The organism is Metabacillus sp. SLBN-84 (assembly GCF_053629595.1).
The window spans coordinates 3,983,782-4,000,000 of sequence record NZ_JBRJIP010000001.1; the positions used below are offsets into that span (position 1 = coordinate 3,983,782).

Below are 16,219 nucleotides of genomic sequence, written 5' to 3' on the forward strand. Positions count from 1 at the left end.
TTACACCTCTAGTTTTCGTTTTTGGAAAAGAGACTGCAGAACACGCGGAAAATAGGCATGTTCAAGCTGATGGATTTTTTCTGATAGCGTTTCAATCGTATCTGCATCTTCCACCTCAACGGCCTTCTGCGCAATAATAGGTCCCGTGTCCATGCCTGCATCTACAAAGTGTACCGTAATGCCGGTGACTTTTACGCCTGCGCGAAAAGCCTGGTCTATGGCATCCTTGCCCGGAAAAGCAGGCAGAAGCGACGGATGAAGATTTATGATGCGATCAGGGCAGGCAGAAAGAAGCGTCTCACCAATCAGTCTCATATATCCTGCAAGTATCACATAGTTTACACCATACTGTTCAAGCTGGCGAAGAATCAGCGTCTCAAAGGCTGCTTTGCTGCTGAATTCCTTCGGTGAAAACTCAAACACCGGAATGTTTTCCTTCTGCGCACGTTCAACAACCCTTGCTCCCGGTCTGTCGCATACTAGAAGGACAACCTCCGCCTCAAGCTTTCCACTCTTGATTTCATTCAGGATCGCCTGAAAATTAGAGCCCGATCCTGAAGCAAATACGGCGATTTTCATCATGAGAGAGCGCCTCCGCCGAACGTGACCCCATGGCCTTCTTTTACACGGCCGATGATAAAGGCTTTTTCGCCGTTCTTCTCAAGCTCGCTGATGACTGCATGCATTTGGCTGTAGTCTACTGCAAGCACAAAGCCGATGCCCATATTGAAGATGTTGAACATTTCTTCCTGGCTGAGCGATCCTTTTTCCTGAAGCAGCCCGAACACAGCCGGGATCGGCCATGAGCCAAAGTCGATCTCAGCGCTGAGTCCCTCCGGAAGCATTCTTGGGATATTTTCAATAAAACCGCCGCCCGTAATGTGGGCCATGCCGTCCACTTTGTATTTTTTCAGCACGTTAAGGACCGGCTTTACATAGATTTTCGTTGGAGTAAGAAGCTCTTCGCCGAGAGGTTTATCAAGCGGCTGAACGTTCTCATCAAGAGATAAACCGCCGTCTTCAAGCAAGATTTTACGCACAAGAGAGAAGCCGTTGCTGTGAAGGCCGCTTGAAGCAAGGCCAATCAGCACATGGCCGGCACGGATATTCTCACCGGTAACAATGTCTTCCTTTTCCGCTGCGCCAACTGAAAAGCCCGCGATATCATACTCTTCACCGTCATAAAGGCCCGGCATCTCAGCCGTTTCACCGCCGACAAGCGCGCAGCCTGCCTGCTCGCACCCGTCTGCAACGCCTTTGACGATCTGTTCAATCTTTGCAGGCTCCGCCTTTCCAAGAGCAAGATAGTCCAGGAAAAAAAGGGGCTCTGCGCCCTGTGCAAGAATATCGTTCACACACATGGCAACCGCATCCACCCCGATGGTATCATGCCGGTTCATCTGAAAAGCAAGCTTGAGCTTTGTGCCGACCCCGTCTGTTCCTGAAACAAGGACAGGCTGTTTAAGTTTCAGCTCAGAAAGGTCGAACATGCCGCCGAAGCCGCCGAGGCTTCCCATGACGCCTTTTCTCATTGTTTTTGCGACATGCTTTTTCATTCGCGAAACAGCTTCATACCCTGCTTCGATATCTACGCCTGCCTGCTTATATGCGTTTGACATCCTTTATTCCTCCCGCTCTTATTTCGTCAGCACTTCTTCCTTTTCATGAGGCAATTCTGTATCCGGATAGATCTCTGTCGGATATTTCCCTGTAAAACAAGCAAGACACTGTCCGCGGCGCTCGCCTTCATACTGACGTCCAATACCTTCGAGCAGCCCTTCGACGCTTAAGAATGTCAGGGTGTCTGCACCGATGATTTCTTTGATTTCTTCAACTGTATGAGTCGCTGCGATCAGCTCTTCTGTAGAGGATGTATCAATTCCGTAAAAGCACGGGTTGCTGATTGGCGGAGACGTAATGCAGACGTGCACTTCAGTTGCTCCTGCTTCTCTAAGCATGTTCACGATTCTTCGGCTCGTCGTTCCGCGGACGATGGAATCGTCAACCATGACAACGCGCTTTCCTTCAACGACTCCGCGGACAGCCGACAGTTTCATTTTCACGCCCTGTTCCCTGAGTGACTGGGACGGCTGAATGAACGTTCTGCCGACGTAACGGTTTTTGATCAGTCCAAGCTCATACGGTATGCCTGATGCCTCCGCATAGCCAATGGCAGCTGAAATACTTGAATCCGGAACGCCTGTTACAACATCAGCTTCAAACGGCGCTTCAATAGCCATGCGCTTGCCGAGGTTTTTCCGGGCAGTGTGCACATTGATGCCGTCGATGTTGCTGTCAGGTCTTGAAAAATAAATATATTCCATGCTGCAGATGGAGCGGTTGACGTTCACCGAAAAGCGCTCCGACTGAAGCCCGTCATCATTGATGATGAGCAGTTCCCCAGGCTGAACCTCGCGGAGGTATTCAGCACCGATAATATCAAAAGCACATGTTTCAGAAGCCACAACATAAGCGTCGCCGAGCATGCCGATCGAAAGCGGACGCAGTCCGTTCGGATCAAGGGCAACCATCATTTCTGTTTCAGTCATGATCAGGAATGCGTAGGCGCCTTTGATCATGGTCAGGGCGTTTTTAATTTTATCCTTAAGCGAACTGTAGCCGCTTCGTTTGATGAGGTGGGCAAGCACTTCTGTATCGGAAGTGGACTGAAAAATACTGCCCTGATGCTCAAGCTGATGCTTAAGCCCGTTTGCATTCACAAGGTTTCCATTATGGGCAAGGGCAAGGCCGCCGCTTTCTGAGCGGAACAGGAGGGGCTGAACATTTTCAAATCCTCCGCCGCCGGCTGTCGCATAGCGGACGTGGCCGATTGCGCCTTTTCCCTTGATGTCATTCAGGCGCCCGCCGCTGAATACTTCCGTAATCAGTCCCTGGCCTTTGACGCATGTCAGCTTGCTGCCGTCTGTTGACACAATTCCGGCGCCCTCCTGGCCGCGGTGCTGAAGGCTGTGAAGGCCGTAATACGTAATTTGGGGAGCTTCGGAGTGTCCCCAAATTCCAAACACTCCGCACTCTTCGTTTAGTCCTCTGATCTCAGCAAGCATGGAATCGCTCCTCTCCAGGCCGCTTCAAGCTCGGCTGCCTCAGCCTGAACAAGAAGGTCACCTGCATCGCTTTTCACCGTGAAGATGCCATCTCCTGTCACACGTCCAATCAGTGCGGCACCTGTCAATTCCTCAAAAGCCGTCATGTGCTCAGGTGTTACTGTCAGGATAAAACGGGACTGGGTTTCGCTGAACAGTGCAGTCACCGCTTCTCCGCCAATTGTCAAACTTGCGCCAAGTCCGTTCGTGCCGAATGTGCTTTCGGCTGCAGCTACTGCCAAACCGCCTTCTGCGACATCGTGTGCAGATGCAACAAGTCCTGCGCGGATGGCTGCTGCTACTTTTGCCTGGCGGTCTGCTTCTACCGCAAGATCAAGCTCAGGAGCTTTGCCGAAGATTCTGCCGTATGTCAGCTTTTGCAGCTCGCTTCCTCCGAACTCATTCTTCGTTTCGCCAAGCACATAAATCAGGTCTCCCGCTGCTTTAAATGATTGAGTCGTGATGTACTTCGTATCCTCTATCAGACCGACCATGCCGATGACCGGTGTTGGATAAACAGCCGTTCCGTTCGTTTCATTGTAAAGAGAAACGTTTCCGCCGATAACAGGTGAATTCAGCACGCGGCACGCTTCACTCATGCCGTCAGCTGCTTTTTCAATCTGCCAGAAAATCTCCGGCTTTTCAGGATTGCCGAAGTTCAGGCAGTCTGTCACAGCAAGCGGTTTTCCTCCTGAGCAGACAATGTTGCGCGCTGCTTCTGCAACAGCAATCATACCGCCTGTTTCAGGATCAAGGTAAAGATATCTTGAATTGCAGTCCGTCGTCATGGCAAGTGCTTTGTTCGTATCGCGGATGCGGAGAACAGCAGCATCTGATCCCGGTGCCACAACTGTATTTGTGCGGACCATATAGTCGTATTGATCGTACACCCATTCTTTGCTTGCAATCGTCGGCTGCTTTAAAAGGCTGATCAGCGTTTCTTTTAAATCGCCCGTTTCAGGTGCGGTTTGTTCCATAGCCTGAAATTCTTTATAGTAGGATGGCTCAGCTGAAGGCTTGTGGTAAACCGGTGCTTCTTCTGCAAGCGCATCAACTGGAATTTCCACCACAACTTCTCCTTTATGAAGAAGGCGGAGCATTTTATCATCTGTTACAGTTCCGATCGCTTTTGCTTCAAGCTCATATTTGTCAAAAATGTCGGTGATCTCCTGCTCGCGTCCGCGTTCTACAACGAGAACCATCCGCTCCTGTGATTCGGAGAGCATCATTTCATAAGGTGTCATGCCCGCTTCGCGCTGAGGCACTAAATCTAAGTTGAGCTCAATGCCTGAACCCGCTTTACTCGCCATTTCAGCTGTCGAGCTCGTCAGTCCGGCTGCTCCCATATCCTGAATGCCGACAAGGGCATCACATTTAATAACCTCTAGACAAGCTTCAAGCAAAAGCTTTTCCATGAAAGGATCTCCGACTTGTACGGCCGGACGGTTTTCATCAGATGAATCCGTCAGTTCCTCTGAGGCAAAAGTAGCGCCGTGAATGCCGTCGCGACCTGTTTTCGCTCCCACATACATGACGGTGTTGCCGATTCCTTTTGCCACGCCTTTTTTAATATCCTCATGGTTGATTAAGCCAACGCACATGGCGTTTACAAGCGGATTGCCGTCATAGGAAGGATCGAACTGGATTTCGCCGCCTACAGTCGGAATACCGATACAGTTTCCGTAGCCTGCGATTCCTGCTACAACCTCTTCAAACAAGTAGCGCACACGCGGTGAGGTTAATTCTCCAAAGCGCAAAGAGTTTAATAGAGCAATAGGGCGCGCTCCCATTGAAAAGACGTCACGAATGATGCCGCCTACGCCTGTTGCAGCACCCTGATAGGGTTCAATCGCAGAAGGGTGATTGTGGCTCTCGATCTTAAACACAACAGCCTGACCGTCTCCGATATCAACAATTCCTGCGCCTTCTCCCGGACCCTGAAGAACATGTTCGCCTGAAGTCGGAAACTTCTTCAGTACCGGCTTTGAGTTTTTATAGCTGCAGTGCTCTGACCACATAACAGAGAAAATACCAAGCTCTGTATAGTTCGGCAAACGGCCCATGATGCCTTCAATCATGCTGAACTCATCATCACTGACGCCGAATTGGCGGTAGATTTTCTCTTCTTTGATCATTTGCTGAGTTGGTTCAAGCAGTAGTGACATGAGATTCCCTCCAGTTTTTCACGATCGATTTAAACAGCTTCAGTCCGTCTGCGCTGCCGAGCAGTTCATCCACTGCGCGCTCAGGATGAGGCATCATGCCAAGAACATTGCCCTTTTCATTCACAATCCCGGCGATATCTACTAAACTTCCATTCGGATTAATTTCATAGGTGAAGACGATTTGATTGTTTTCTTTTAATCTCGCTAATGTGAGTTCATCACAGTAGTAGTTTCCTTCTCCGTGTGCAATCGGCACTGTAATGACCTGATCTTGTTCATAAGCAGAAGTAAACATGGTCTTGTCATTTTGAACGACAAGATTTGTCGGGCGGCAAATGAACTTCAGGTTCTCATTGCGTTTCATCGCACCCGGCAGAAGACCCGCTTCAAGCAGGATCTGAAAACCATTGCAGACACCCAGCACCGGCTTGCCGGCTTCGGCTGCTTTCACAACTTCTTTCATAACGTTTGCAAAACGGGCAATCGCACCGGAACGAAGGTAATCTCCGTAAGAGAATCCCCCTGGAAGCAGAATGCCGTCAAAACGGCTTAAGTCGGTCTCATCATGCCATACGTATTCAGCTTCTTCCCCAAGCTCATCCTTGATGGCGTGGAACATATCGATGTCACAGTTTGACCCCGGAAAAACGATAACGGCGAATTTCACTGTGCCACAACCTCCTCCACCTCGTAGCGGTAGTCTTCAATCACAGTGTTGGCCAGAAGCTTTTCACACATTTCGCGGACCGTCGCATCCAGGTCACGCTCCGTTTTTTCAATTGCAAGCTCCATGTACTTTCCGATCCGGACATCGTTGACCTCTTTGTAGTTCATGCTGTGCAATGCGTGCTGCACCGCGCTTCCCTGCGGATCTAAAACGCTCTCTCTGAGTGTAACGAATACCTTTACTTTGTACATGCTGCTTCTCCTCCTAAACGGTTTAAAATCACTGTATATGCATCTGTTAAACTGCCAATATCGCGGCGGAATACATCTTTGTCAAACTTCTCATTCGTTTCTTCGTCCCACAGGCGGCACGTATCCGGCGAAATCTCATCTGCGAGAAGAAGTTTTCCTTCACTCGTCAATCCAAATTCAAGTTTAAAATCGACTAAGCGGATACCGCACTGCTTAAAGTGGGAAATTAGGACATCATTTACTTTTAACGCAGCGGTTTTAAGCTCCTGTACCTGCTCTTTCGTCGCTGCTTCAAGCACGTCGATATGATCTTCTGTTATGAGGGGATCCCCAAGTGCATCATCTTTATAGTAAAATTCAACAATCGGCTTTTGAAGCGGTGTTCCTTCCTCAATCCCCAGCCGCTTAGAGAGGCTTCCTGCCATAATGTTGCGCACAACAACCTCAAGGGGAACAATGGTTACCTCTTTGACAAGCTGCTCTGTTTCTGAAAGCTTTTTAATAAAATGGCTCTCAATCCCTTTCTCAGCAAGCTTCTCAAAGAGCAGCGATGAAATTTCATTGTTCAGGCGGCCTTTCCCTTCAATCTCTGCCTTCTTCCCGCCATTAAACGCGGTTGCGGAATTCTTATATGAAACAAGCAAAACGGATTCTTCATTCGTGCGGTAAATTTTCTTTGCCTTTCCTTCATAAAGCAGGTTCAATTTTTCGGTTGTCATGCCTTATCCTCCTTGTAACGACTGAATATTGGGAACTTTCGAAGTGCGGAATCGCCCGGTTAGCTCCGGGAGCCAGATAAGGATCCGCCAGAAAAGGCGCTTTTTGCCTTTACTGGCGGAGCTGTTCTGGCAGAGGAGCTGGGCGATGGAGCCGGACAACATTCAATGTGCTGAGTCAATTGCCGGTTAGCTCCGGTAACTGCCAATGGAGCCAAACAGCGCGTACACCGCTTTTTAAAAAAGAGGCAAATATCTCTATTTACCTCTTCCGTTAAAATGTAAGCTTACAGACCTAAGCGTTCAAAAATCGTATCGACACCTTTTAAGTGATAGTTGTAGTCGAAGCAGTCAGCAATCACTTCAGCTGACAGACGGTCTGTGATCGTCCCGTCTGCTTCTACCAGCTCGCGGAACGGCACTTGTCTTTCCCATGCTTCCATCGCTTTTGGCTGAACGATATCGTAAGCCTGCTCGCGAGTCATGCCGGAATCAATCAGGGCAAGAAGAACGCGCTGCGAGTAAATCAGCCCAAGTGTGCGGTCCATGTTACGCTTCATGTTTTCAGGGAACACCGTCAAGTTCTTCACAATATTGCCGAAACGGTTCAGCATGTAGTTAAGGGCAATCGTTGCATCAGGAAGAATAATGCGCTCCGCAGATGAATGAGAAATATCACGTTCATGCCAAAGCGGTACGTTCTCATAGGCTGTCAGCATATGTCCGCGGATGACTCTCGCAAGACCTGTCATATTCTCAGAACCGATTGGGTTGCGCTTATGCGGCATAGCAGAAGAACCTTTTTGGCCTTTTGCGAAAAACTCTTCCACTTCACGCGTTTCACTCTTTTGCAGACCTCGCACTTCCGTCGCAAACTTTTCAATGGATGTCGCGATTAGAGCAAGTGTGCTCATATAATCGGCATGGCGGTCGCGCTGAAGAGTCTGAGTCGAGATTGGCGCAGCCTGAAGCCCTAATTTTTCACACACATATGCTTCAACAAAAGGATCAATGTTTGCATATGTACCGACAGCACCGGACATTTTTCCGAACTCAATGCCTTCTGCTGCACGCTTGAAGCGCTCAAGGTTCCGTTTCATTTCCTCATACCATAAGCCAAGCTTCAGGCCGAAGGTAGTCGGCTCAGCGTGCACGCCGTGTGTGCGTCCCATCATGACTGTATATTTGTGCTCAATTGCTTTGTTTTTCAAAATCTCAACAAAGTTTTCGATGTCTTTTAAGAGAATTACATTTGCCTGTTTCAGAAGATAGGATAATGCAGTGTCAACTACGTCAGTAGACGTTAATCCGTAATGAACCCACTTGCGCTCCTCGCCAAGCGTTTCAGAAACGGCTCTTGTGAAGGCAACAACGTCATGGCGCGTCTCTTCTTCAATTTCCTTAATGCGGTTCATATCAAAAGATGCATTCTGGCGGAGCAGTTTTACGTCTTCCTTTGGAATATGTCCAAGCTCAGCCCATGCCTCGCAAGCAAGTATTTCTACTTCAAGCCATGCCTGGAAACGGTTTTCCTCCGTCCAGATCGCACCCATTTCAGGTCTTGTGTATCGTTCAATCATTGATAAATCCTCCGTTCTATTGTTGACCCCATAAGTTATTGATTTCTTTTTCTTTTTGGTCAATGCTCTCTATTAAAAAAGTGACATGCCCCATTTTCCGTCTGTGCTTTGCCTCTTTTTTACCGTACAAGTATATCTTACCTTCACTGAATAACGAAAGATTATTTGAAATCAGAGGCATATGTTCGCCTAAAACGTTCACCATGATGCCTGGATGCAGCAAAACTGGATTCCCGAGCGGCAGATTGCACACAGCACGGATATGCTGCTCAAACTGATCTGTTTCGCAGAGGTCGATGGTGTAATGACCTGAATTATGAGGTCTTGGCGCAAGCTCGTTAATTAAAATGCTTCCCTCTTCTGTGACAAACATTTCAACTGCAAGTGTGCCGACAAGATTAAAAGCAGCAGCGAGCTTACCAGCCTGTTTCTCTGCTTCACGGGCTGTGCCTTCCTCAATTCTTGCAGGTACAATGCTCTGGTGAAGAATATTGTTGACATGAACGTTCTCCGCAATCGGGAAAGAACGGATTTCGCCATCTGGGTTTCTGGCGACAATAACCGAGATTTCTTTTACAAACGGCACCAACTTTTCAAGAATACAGGTCCCGTTTTTCAGTAGCTCTGCAGCGGCTTTAAGGTCTTCGTTATGTCTAATTACCGCCTGCCCCTTACCATCGTAGCCGCCGCGGCACGTTTTCAATACACAAGGAAGCTCAAGTTCCTCAGCTGCCGATGCAAGCTCCGTTTCTGTTTCGACAATCCGGTAGTCTGCAACAGTGCATCCGGCATCAGTGATCGCTTTTTTCTCTGTGCCGCGATCCTGTGTCAATGACAGAAGTGCAGAACCCTGAGGCAAATAGGCATTCGCTTCAATCCACTTTAAAGCCTCGTAATCTATGTTTTCGAACTCATACGTAATCACATCGCTAAGTTCTGCAAGTTTCTTAATAGCTTCCAAATCGTTGTAGGAAGCCGTTATTTCATAGTCTGCGAGCTGACCGCAGGGTGAGTTCGGAGTGGGATCAAGGACTGCAACGTCATACCCCATGCTTTTTGCAGCCACTGTCATCATCCTGCCGAGCTGGCCGCCGCCGATAATTCCGATTGTTGAACCTGGCATAATCGTTTGCTTAGACAAGGTCATCACTGCTTTCCAGCACGGTGTTCCGTGTTTTTTCCCGTCTTGCGTCAAGTTTTCCGGCAAGTAAACTGTCTGAAATTGAGAGAATCTGGGCTGCAAGCAGGCCTGCATTGACTGCACCGGCTTTGCCGATGGCAACCGTTGCTACCGGAACACCGCCAGGCATCTGCACGATAGACAGCAGTGAGTCCATGCCGTTCAGCGCTTTTGATTGAACAGGCACTCCAATTACAGGGAGTGTTGTTTTGGCTGCAACCATGCCAGGCAAATGAGCAGCTCCTCCTGCTCCGGCCACAATCACTTTCAACCCTCTATTTCTTGCATCTTCTGCATAAGCAAACATATAATCAGGAGTGCGATGAGCGGAAACCACTTTTTTCTCATAAGGCACCTGAAGCTCATCGAGAACTTCGCAGGCGTGCTTCATCGTCTCCCAGTCTGACGTGCTGCCCATTATAATTCCAACCAATGGTTCCATCTATATCCCCCGCCTCTTATCCAGCTGTATTAGCGTCTTAAAGCAAGACACCCTGCATTTTTTCTCCATGAAAAAAACCGGTCTGCAAACCTTCTCTACAAGAGAAAGCAGTGCAAACCGGTCATAAGAACATTAATAAAAAAAGCTGTTCCATGTCTGGTCAACGATCACTTTCCCTCATAGTCCAATAATTTACGGTTATCGGGTAGAAACTTTCGGGCCATATTCCCGACTTTATATGAGGTCATTCATTCGTTTTCATATCCAACATAATCATAACAGCCTGGTTCGGAAGTTGTCAACGAAAAATCGAACAATGTAATAACTTCCGTCTAAAACGTTCGTATTTAGATTAACTTTCCTTCAAAAACAATCTTTTTCCCATAAGGTACCACTTCAATTGAACCATTTATCTTTTCTTCTTTAAAAATTGGCTCTTCCATTCTTCTTACAGGCATATAGCCCTCACTCTGCATGCGGGAAAGGCAGCTGTCGATGCTTTCGCCTTCTCCAACCTCAAACTTTCGCTTTTTAGGCTTGTCCGTCATACCTCAATCTTACCCCTTCTTACCGCCTTCACCCAGAAGCCGCCGTGGATTGTCTTCGGCTCAAACGCAATAATAAACGCCTTAGGATCCAGCTCTTTTATTGCTGCATATAAATTCAGTTCATATTTTCTCGGAGTGAGGATCTGCATCGCCAGCCGGTCACCCTCACGGCCATTTGCCATCCAGTCCGTTACCCCATATCCTTTGTCCCTCAAAATACCGGGCAAGTCCTTCTCGCTTTCAGTCGAAATCACGTTAACCGTAATATACCCTAGAGCAAGCTTTTCCTCAATCTTCATCCCTACAATAACGCCAATTCCGTACCCGACTGCATATGCAATCAAATTCTGGATCTCATTTAAATTATCAAGCACAAGACCAAGACCGATGACATAAATCACAACTTCTATCGTACTGATAAAAGCCGCAAGATACCTCTGGCCCTTCAGCGTCAAGATCATCCTTATCGTAAAAAAGGATACATAAACAATATTAATTACCAAGATGATTAAAATCATCATCAAACTATTGGACAGCAATGAATTTTCCTCCTAACATGATAACCCTCATTCTGCGAGCTGCAAACTGCTCATATTAAAGGTAACAGGTCATATGTTACTAAAGATTTGGGAAAGACACAATGGAAGAGGAGCTGATAGCGGGTGTTTTGTTTTGCTACTATGAAGGTGGCGAGATAGCTGTCGGACGATTCAGCAAAGAAGAACAAAAGTGAGAGGGCTTTGGTCAAAACCGGCGGGCAGTTTAAAGTGTTTTAGCTGTTTGCTTACCCTCTGATATCGTTTTACGGTTTGGTAGGGTGCGATTCAGGCGTTTGCTTACCCTCGGATATCGATTTACAGTTTTAGAGGGTACGATTCGAGACTTTGCTTACCCTCTGATATCGTTTTACGGTTTTGCAGGGTACGATTCGAGACTTTGCTTACCCTCTGATATCGTTTTACAGTTTTAGAGGGTACGATTCGAGACTTTGCTTACCCTCTGATATCGTTTTACGGTTTTACAGGGTACGATTCGAGACTTTGCTTACCCTCTGATATCGTTTTACGGTTTTGCAGGGTACGATTCGAGACTTTGCTTACCCTCTGATATCGTTTTACAGTTTTACAGGGTACGATTCGAGACTTTGCTTACCCTCTAATATCGTTTAACAGATTTAGAGGGTACGATTCGAGACTTTGCTTACCCTCCGAAACCGTTTTACGGTTTTACAGGGTACGATTCAGGAGTTTGTTTATACTAGGTACCCATGATTCCCTTCTGAACAACAAAAAAGAACAGCATCTCTGCTGTCCTTTTTTTCTGCGTGCCTGGCAACGTCCTACTCTCACAGGGGGAAACCCCCAACTACCATCGGCGCTAAAGAGCTTAACTTCCGTGTTCGGCATGGGAACGGGTGTGACCTCTTTGCCATCATCACCAGACAATATGCAATTGGTTGAAAGAAGTTATTCTTTCAAAACTGAGTAACGTTTGATAACAAGATTCACGTGCAATTTACGCTTAGTTAGACTGTGGTTAAGTCCTCGAACGATTAGTATCTGTCAGCTCCACACGTCACCGCGCTTCCACCTCAGACCTATCAACCTGATCATCTTTCAGGGTTCTTACTCACAAATGTGATGGGAAATCTCATCTTGAGGGGGGCTTCATGCTTAGATGCTTTCAGCACTTATCCCTTCCGCACATAGCTACCCAGCGATGCCTTTGGCAAGACAACTGGTACACCAGCGGTGCGTCCATCCCGGTCCTCTCGTACTAAGGACAGCTCCTCTCAAATTTCCTGCGCCCACGACGGATAGGGACCGAACTGTCTCACGACGTTCTGAACCCAGCTCGCGTACCGCTTTAATGGGCGAACAGCCCAACCCTTGGGACCGACTACAGCCCCAGGATGCGATGAGCCGACATCGAGGTGCCAAACCTCCCCGTCGATGTGGACTCTTGGGGGAGATAAGCCTGTTATCCCCGGGGTAGCTTTTATCCGTTGAGCGATGGCCCTTCCATGCGGAACCACCGGATCACTAAGCCCGACTTTCGTCCCTGCTCGACTTGTAGGTCTCGCAGTCAAGCTCCCTTGTGCCTTTACACTCTGCGAATGATTTCCAACCATTCTGAGGGAACCTTTGGGCGCCTCCGTTACATTTTAGGAGGCGACCGCCCCAGTCAAACTGCCCGCCTGACACTGTCTCCCAGCCCGGTAAGGGCTGCGGGTTAGAATTTCAATACAGCAAGGGTAGTATCCCACCAATGCCTCCACCGAAGCTGGCGCTCCGGTTTCCAAGGCTCCTACCTATCCTGTACAAGCTGTACCAAAATTCAATATCAGGCTGCAGTAAAGCTCCACGGGGTCTTTCCGTCCTGTCGCGGGTAACCTGCATCTTCACAGGTACTATAATTTCACCGAGTCTCTCGTTGAGACAGTGCCCAGATCGTTACGCCTTTCGTGCGGGTCGGAACTTACCCGACAAGGAATTTCGCTACCTTAGGACCGTTATAGTTACGGCCGCCGTTTACTGGGGCTTCGGTTCAAAGCTTCGCTTGCGCTAACCTCTCCCCTTAACCTTCCAGCACCGGGCAGGCGTCAGCCCCTATACTTCGCCTTGCGGCTTCGCAGAGACCTGTGTTTTTGCTAAACAGTCGCCTGGGCCTATTCACTGCGGCTTTTCAGGGCTATTCACCCTAAAAAGCACCCCTTCTCCCGAAGTTACGGGGTCATTTTGCCGAGTTCCTTAACGAGAGTTCTCTCGCTCACCTTAGGATTCTCTCCTCGCCTACCTGTGTCGGTTTGCGGTACGGGCACCTCTCACCTCGCTAGAGGCTTTTCTTGGCAGTGTGGAATCAGGAACTTCGGTACTAAATTTCCCTCGCCATCACAGCTCAGCCTTATATGGGAAGCGGATTTGCCTACTTCCCGGCCTAACTGCTTGGACGCGCATATCCAACAGCGCGCTTGCCCTATCCTCCTGCGTCCCCCCATTGCTCAAATGGTGAGGAGGTGGTACAGGAATATCAACCTGTTGTCCATCGCCTACGCCTTTCGGCCTCGGCTTAGGTCCCGACTAACCCTGAGCGGACGAGCCTTCCTCAGGAAACCTTAGGCATTCGGTGGAGGGGATTCTCACCCCTCTTTCGCTACTCATACCGGCATTCTCACTTCTAAGCGCTCCACCAGTCCTTCCGGTCTGGCTTCGACGCCCTTAGAACGCTCTCCTACCACTGTTCGTAAGAACAGTCCGCAGCTTCGGTGATACGTTTAGCCCCGGTACATTTTCGGCGCAGAGTCACTCGACCAGTGAGCTATTACGCACTCTTTAAATGGTGGCTGCTTCTAAGCCAACATCCTGGTTGTCTAAGCAACTCCACATCCTTTTCCACTTAACGTATACTTTGGGACCTTAGCTGGCGGTCTGGGCTGTTTCCCTCTTGACTACGGATCTTATCACTCGCAGTCTGACTCCCGAGGAGCAAGTCTTTGGCATTCGGAGTTTGACTGAATTCGGTAACCCGATGAGGGCCCCTAGTCCAATCAGTGCTCTACCTCCAAGACTCTCATACTCGAGGCTAGCCCTAAAGCTATTTCGGAGAGAACCAGCTATCTCCAAGTTCGATTGGAATTTCTCCGCTACCCACACCTCATCCCCGCACTTTTCAACGTGCGTGGGTTCGGGCCTCCATTCAGTGTTACCTGAACTTCACCCTGGACATGGGTAGATCACCTGGTTTCGGGTCTACGACCACGTACTAATTCGCCCTATTCAGACTCGCTTTCGCTGCGGCTCCGTCTCATCAACTTAACCTTGCACGGGATCGTAACTCGCCGGTTCATTCTACAAAAGGCACGCCATCACCCGTTAACGGGCTCTGACTACTTGTAAGCACACGGTTTCAGGATCTTTTCACTCCCCTTCCGGGGTGCTTTTCACCTTTCCCTCACGGTACTGGTTCACTATCGGTCACTAGGTAGTATTTAGCCTTGGGAGATGGTCCTCCCGGATTCCGACGGGATTTCACGTGTCCCGCCGTACTCAGGATCCACTCTGGAGGGAACGAAGTTTCGACTACAGGGTTTTTACCTTCTATGACAGGCCTTTCCAGGCCGCTTCATCTACCCCGTTCCTTTGTAACTCCGTATAGAGTGTCCTACAACCCCAAGAGGCAAGCCTCTTGGTTTGGGCTGATTCCGTTTCGCTCGCCGCTACTTGGGAAATCGCATTTGCTTTCTCTTCCTCCGGGTACTTAGATGTTTCAGTTCCCCGGGTCTGCCTTCAGTACCCTATGTATTCAGGTAAAGATACTGTTCCATTACGAACAGTGGGTTTCCCCATTCGGAAATCTCTGGATCAAAGCTTACTTACAGCTCCCCAAAGCATATCGGTGTTAGTCCCGTCCTTCATCGGCTCCTAGTGCCAAGGCATCCACCGTGCGCCCTTCATAACTTAACCAAAATTGGTCAATCGTTTGTTTAGACTGTAAAGTCTAAGAAAATCACTATGGTAAGCGTAAATCTCAGTGAATTACTTGTTATCAATTACGTTATCCAGTTTTCAAAGAACAACCGGCAAATCAAGAATGATTGCCTTCTTTCATATAGAGAGAATGATCTCTCAAAACTAAACAAAAACCAAAAGCGACCTCATATCCTTAGAAAGGAGGTGATCCAGCCGCACCTTCCGATACGGCTACCTTGTTACGACTTCACCCCAATCATCTACCCCACCTTAGGCGGCTGGCTCCTTGCGGTTACCCCACCGACTTCGGGTGTTGCAAACTCTCGTGGTGTGACGGGCGGTGTGTACAAGGCCCGGGAACGTATTCACCGCGGCATGCTGATCCGCGATTACTAGCGATTCCAGCTTCATGCAGGCGAGTTGCAGCCTGCAATCCGAACTGAGAATGGTTTTATGGGATTGGCTAAACCTCGCGGTCTCGCAGCCCTTTGTACCATCCATTGTAGCACGTGTGTAGCCCAGGTCATAAGGGGCATGATGATTTGACGTCATCCCCACCTTCCTCCGGTTTGTCACCGGCAGTCACCTTAGAGTGCCCAACTGAATGCTGGCAACTAAGATCAAGGGTTGCGCTCGTTGCGGGACTTAACCCAACATCTCACGACACGAGCTGACGACAACCATGCACCACCTGTCACTTTGTCCCCCGAAGGGGAACCTTCTATCTCTAGAAGTGGCAAAGGATGTCAAGACCTGGTAAGGTTCTTCGCGTTGCTTCGAATTAAACCACATGCTCCACCGCTTGTGCGGGCCCCCGTCAATTCCTTTGAGTTTCAGTCTTGCGACCGTACTCCCCAGGCGGAGTGCTTAATGCGTTAGCTGCAGCACTAAAGGGCGGAAACCCTCTAACACTTAGCACTCATCGTTTACGGCGTGGACTACCAGGGTATCTAATCCTGTTCGCTCCCCACGCTTTCGCGCCTCAGCGTCAGTTACAGACCAGAGAGTCGCCTTCGCCACTGGTGTTCCTCCACATCTCTACGCATTTCACCGCTACACGTGGAATTCCACTCTCCTCTTCTGCACTCAAGTTTCCC

The 16,219-nt window shown here is 48.8% G+C and carries 12 protein-coding genes, 3 rRNA genes and 1 riboswitch (1 of these 16 cut by a window edge); all 15 genes read right to left on the reverse strand.

The annotated features are described in order from the left end of the window. On the reverse strand, window positions 1-582 hold the full coding sequence (gene purN / locus RKD52_RS20085; protein WP_454101099.1) for a phosphoribosylglycinamide formyltransferase: 582 nt from the start codon (window positions 580-582) through the stop codon (window positions 1-3). Beyond that, on the reverse strand, window positions 579-1,619 hold the full coding sequence (gene purM, locus RKD52_RS20090) for a phosphoribosylformylglycinamidine cyclo-ligase (RefSeq protein WP_454101100.1): 1,041 nt from the start codon (window positions 1,617-1,619) through the stop codon (window positions 579-581). The genes purN and purM overlap by 4 nt, the downstream gene beginning before the upstream one ends. Before the next feature lie 18 nt (window positions 1,620-1,637). Beyond that, entirely contained in the window at window positions 1,638-3,065 is a 1,428-nt protein-coding gene (purF, locus tag RKD52_RS20095; RefSeq protein ID WP_454101101.1) for an amidophosphoribosyltransferase, read from the reverse strand. Beyond that, the gene (gene purL / locus RKD52_RS20100; RefSeq protein ID WP_454101102.1) at window positions 3,041-5,269 is read right to left on the reverse strand and encodes a phosphoribosylformylglycinamidine synthase subunit PurL; all 2,229 of its coding nucleotides are present in this window, start codon (window positions 5,267-5,269) and stop codon (window positions 3,041-3,043) included. The genes purF and purL overlap by 25 nt, the downstream gene beginning before the upstream one ends. Further along, window positions 5,253-5,936 (reverse strand): phosphoribosylformylglycinamidine synthase subunit PurQ, encoded by a 684-nt coding sequence (gene purQ / locus RKD52_RS20105; protein ID WP_454101103.1) that lies wholly within the window; start codon window positions 5,934-5,936, stop codon window positions 5,253-5,255. Before purQ ends, purL begins: the two co-directional genes overlap by 17 nt. Then, complete coding sequence (purS, locus tag RKD52_RS20110) at window positions 5,933-6,187, reverse strand: phosphoribosylformylglycinamidine synthase subunit PurS (protein ID WP_454101104.1); 255 nt, start codon at window positions 6,185-6,187, stop codon at window positions 5,933-5,935. The genes purQ and purS overlap by 4 nt, the downstream gene beginning before the upstream one ends. Continuing rightward, window positions 6,175-6,906, reverse strand: coding sequence for a phosphoribosylaminoimidazolesuccinocarboxamide synthase (gene purC, locus RKD52_RS20115; RefSeq protein WP_454101105.1), 732 nt, complete (start codon window positions 6,904-6,906; stop codon window positions 6,175-6,177). Before purC ends, purS begins: the two co-directional genes overlap by 13 nt. A gap of 284 nt (window positions 6,907-7,190) precedes the next feature. After that, the gene (gene purB / locus RKD52_RS20120; RefSeq protein WP_454101106.1) at window positions 7,191-8,483 is read right to left on the reverse strand and encodes an adenylosuccinate lyase; all 1,293 of its coding nucleotides are present in this window, start codon (window positions 8,481-8,483) and stop codon (window positions 7,191-7,193) included. 16 nt (window positions 8,484-8,499) lie between these two features. Then, window positions 8,500-9,624, reverse strand: a complete 1,125-nt coding sequence (gene purK / locus RKD52_RS20125; protein ID WP_454101107.1) for a 5-(carboxyamino)imidazole ribonucleotide synthase — start codon at window positions 9,622-9,624, stop codon at window positions 8,500-8,502. Further along, window positions 9,617-10,105: a 5-(carboxyamino)imidazole ribonucleotide mutase gene (purE, locus tag RKD52_RS20130; RefSeq protein WP_369735364.1), complete on the reverse strand. Its 489-nt coding sequence runs from the start codon at window positions 10,103-10,105 to the stop codon at window positions 9,617-9,619. Before purE ends, purK begins: the two co-directional genes overlap by 8 nt. A gap of 160 nt (window positions 10,106-10,265) precedes the next feature. Continuing rightward, window positions 10,266-10,367, reverse strand: a riboswitch (purine riboswitch). Between the two features lie 85 nt (window positions 10,368-10,452). Next, window positions 10,453-10,653: an NETI motif-containing protein gene (locus RKD52_RS20135; RefSeq protein WP_029566477.1), complete on the reverse strand. Its 201-nt coding sequence runs from the start codon at window positions 10,651-10,653 to the stop codon at window positions 10,453-10,455. Beyond that, entirely contained in the window at window positions 10,650-11,192 is a 543-nt protein-coding gene (locus RKD52_RS20140) for a DUF2179 domain-containing protein (RefSeq protein ID WP_454101108.1), read from the reverse strand. The genes RKD52_RS20135 and RKD52_RS20140 overlap by 4 nt, the downstream gene beginning before the upstream one ends. Before the next feature lie 787 nt (window positions 11,193-11,979). Beyond that, window positions 11,980-12,095 (reverse strand): 5S ribosomal RNA (gene rrf / locus RKD52_RS20145). 90 nt (window positions 12,096-12,185) lie between these two features. Further along, window positions 12,186-15,116: ribosomal RNA gene (locus RKD52_RS20150) — 23S ribosomal RNA — on the reverse strand. A gap of 203 nt (window positions 15,117-15,319) precedes the next feature. Further along, a 16S ribosomal RNA gene (locus RKD52_RS20155) occupies window positions 15,320-16,219 on the reverse strand (it continues 638 nt past the right edge of the window). The 16S, 23S and 5S rRNA genes sit together here, the layout of an rRNA operon.

Bases quoted from the DNA above. Each gene is read 5' to 3' on its own strand.
- purB (WP_454101106.1), bottom strand. From the start codon at position 8,483: ATGATTGAACGATACACAAGACCTGAAATGGGTGCGATCTGGACGGAG.
- purF (WP_454101101.1), bottom strand. From the start codon at position 3,065: ATGCTTGCTGAGATCAGAGGACTAAACGAAGAGTGCGGAGTGTTTGGA.
- RKD52_RS20135 (WP_029566477.1), bottom strand. From the start codon at position 10,653: ATGACGGACAAGCCTAAAAAGCGAAAGTTTGAGGTTGGAGAAGGCGAA.
- purL (WP_454101102.1), bottom strand. From the start codon at position 5,269: ATGTCACTACTGCTTGAACCAACTCAGCAAATGATCAAAGAAGAGAAA.
- purC (WP_454101105.1), bottom strand. From the start codon at position 6,906: ATGACAACCGAAAAATTGAACCTGCTTTATGAAGGAAAGGCAAAGAAA.
- purN (WP_454101099.1), bottom strand. From the start codon at position 582: ATGATGAAAATCGCCGTATTTGCTTCAGGATCGGGCTCTAATTTTCAG.
- purE (WP_369735364.1), bottom strand. From the start codon at position 10,105: ATGGAACCATTGGTTGGAATTATAATGGGCAGCACGTCAGACTGGGAG.
- purS (WP_454101104.1), bottom strand. From the start codon at position 6,187: ATGTACAAAGTAAAGGTATTCGTTACACTCAGAGAGAGCGTTTTAGAT.
- purM (WP_454101100.1), bottom strand. From the start codon at position 1,619: ATGTCAAACGCATATAAGCAGGCAGGCGTAGATATCGAAGCAGGGTAT.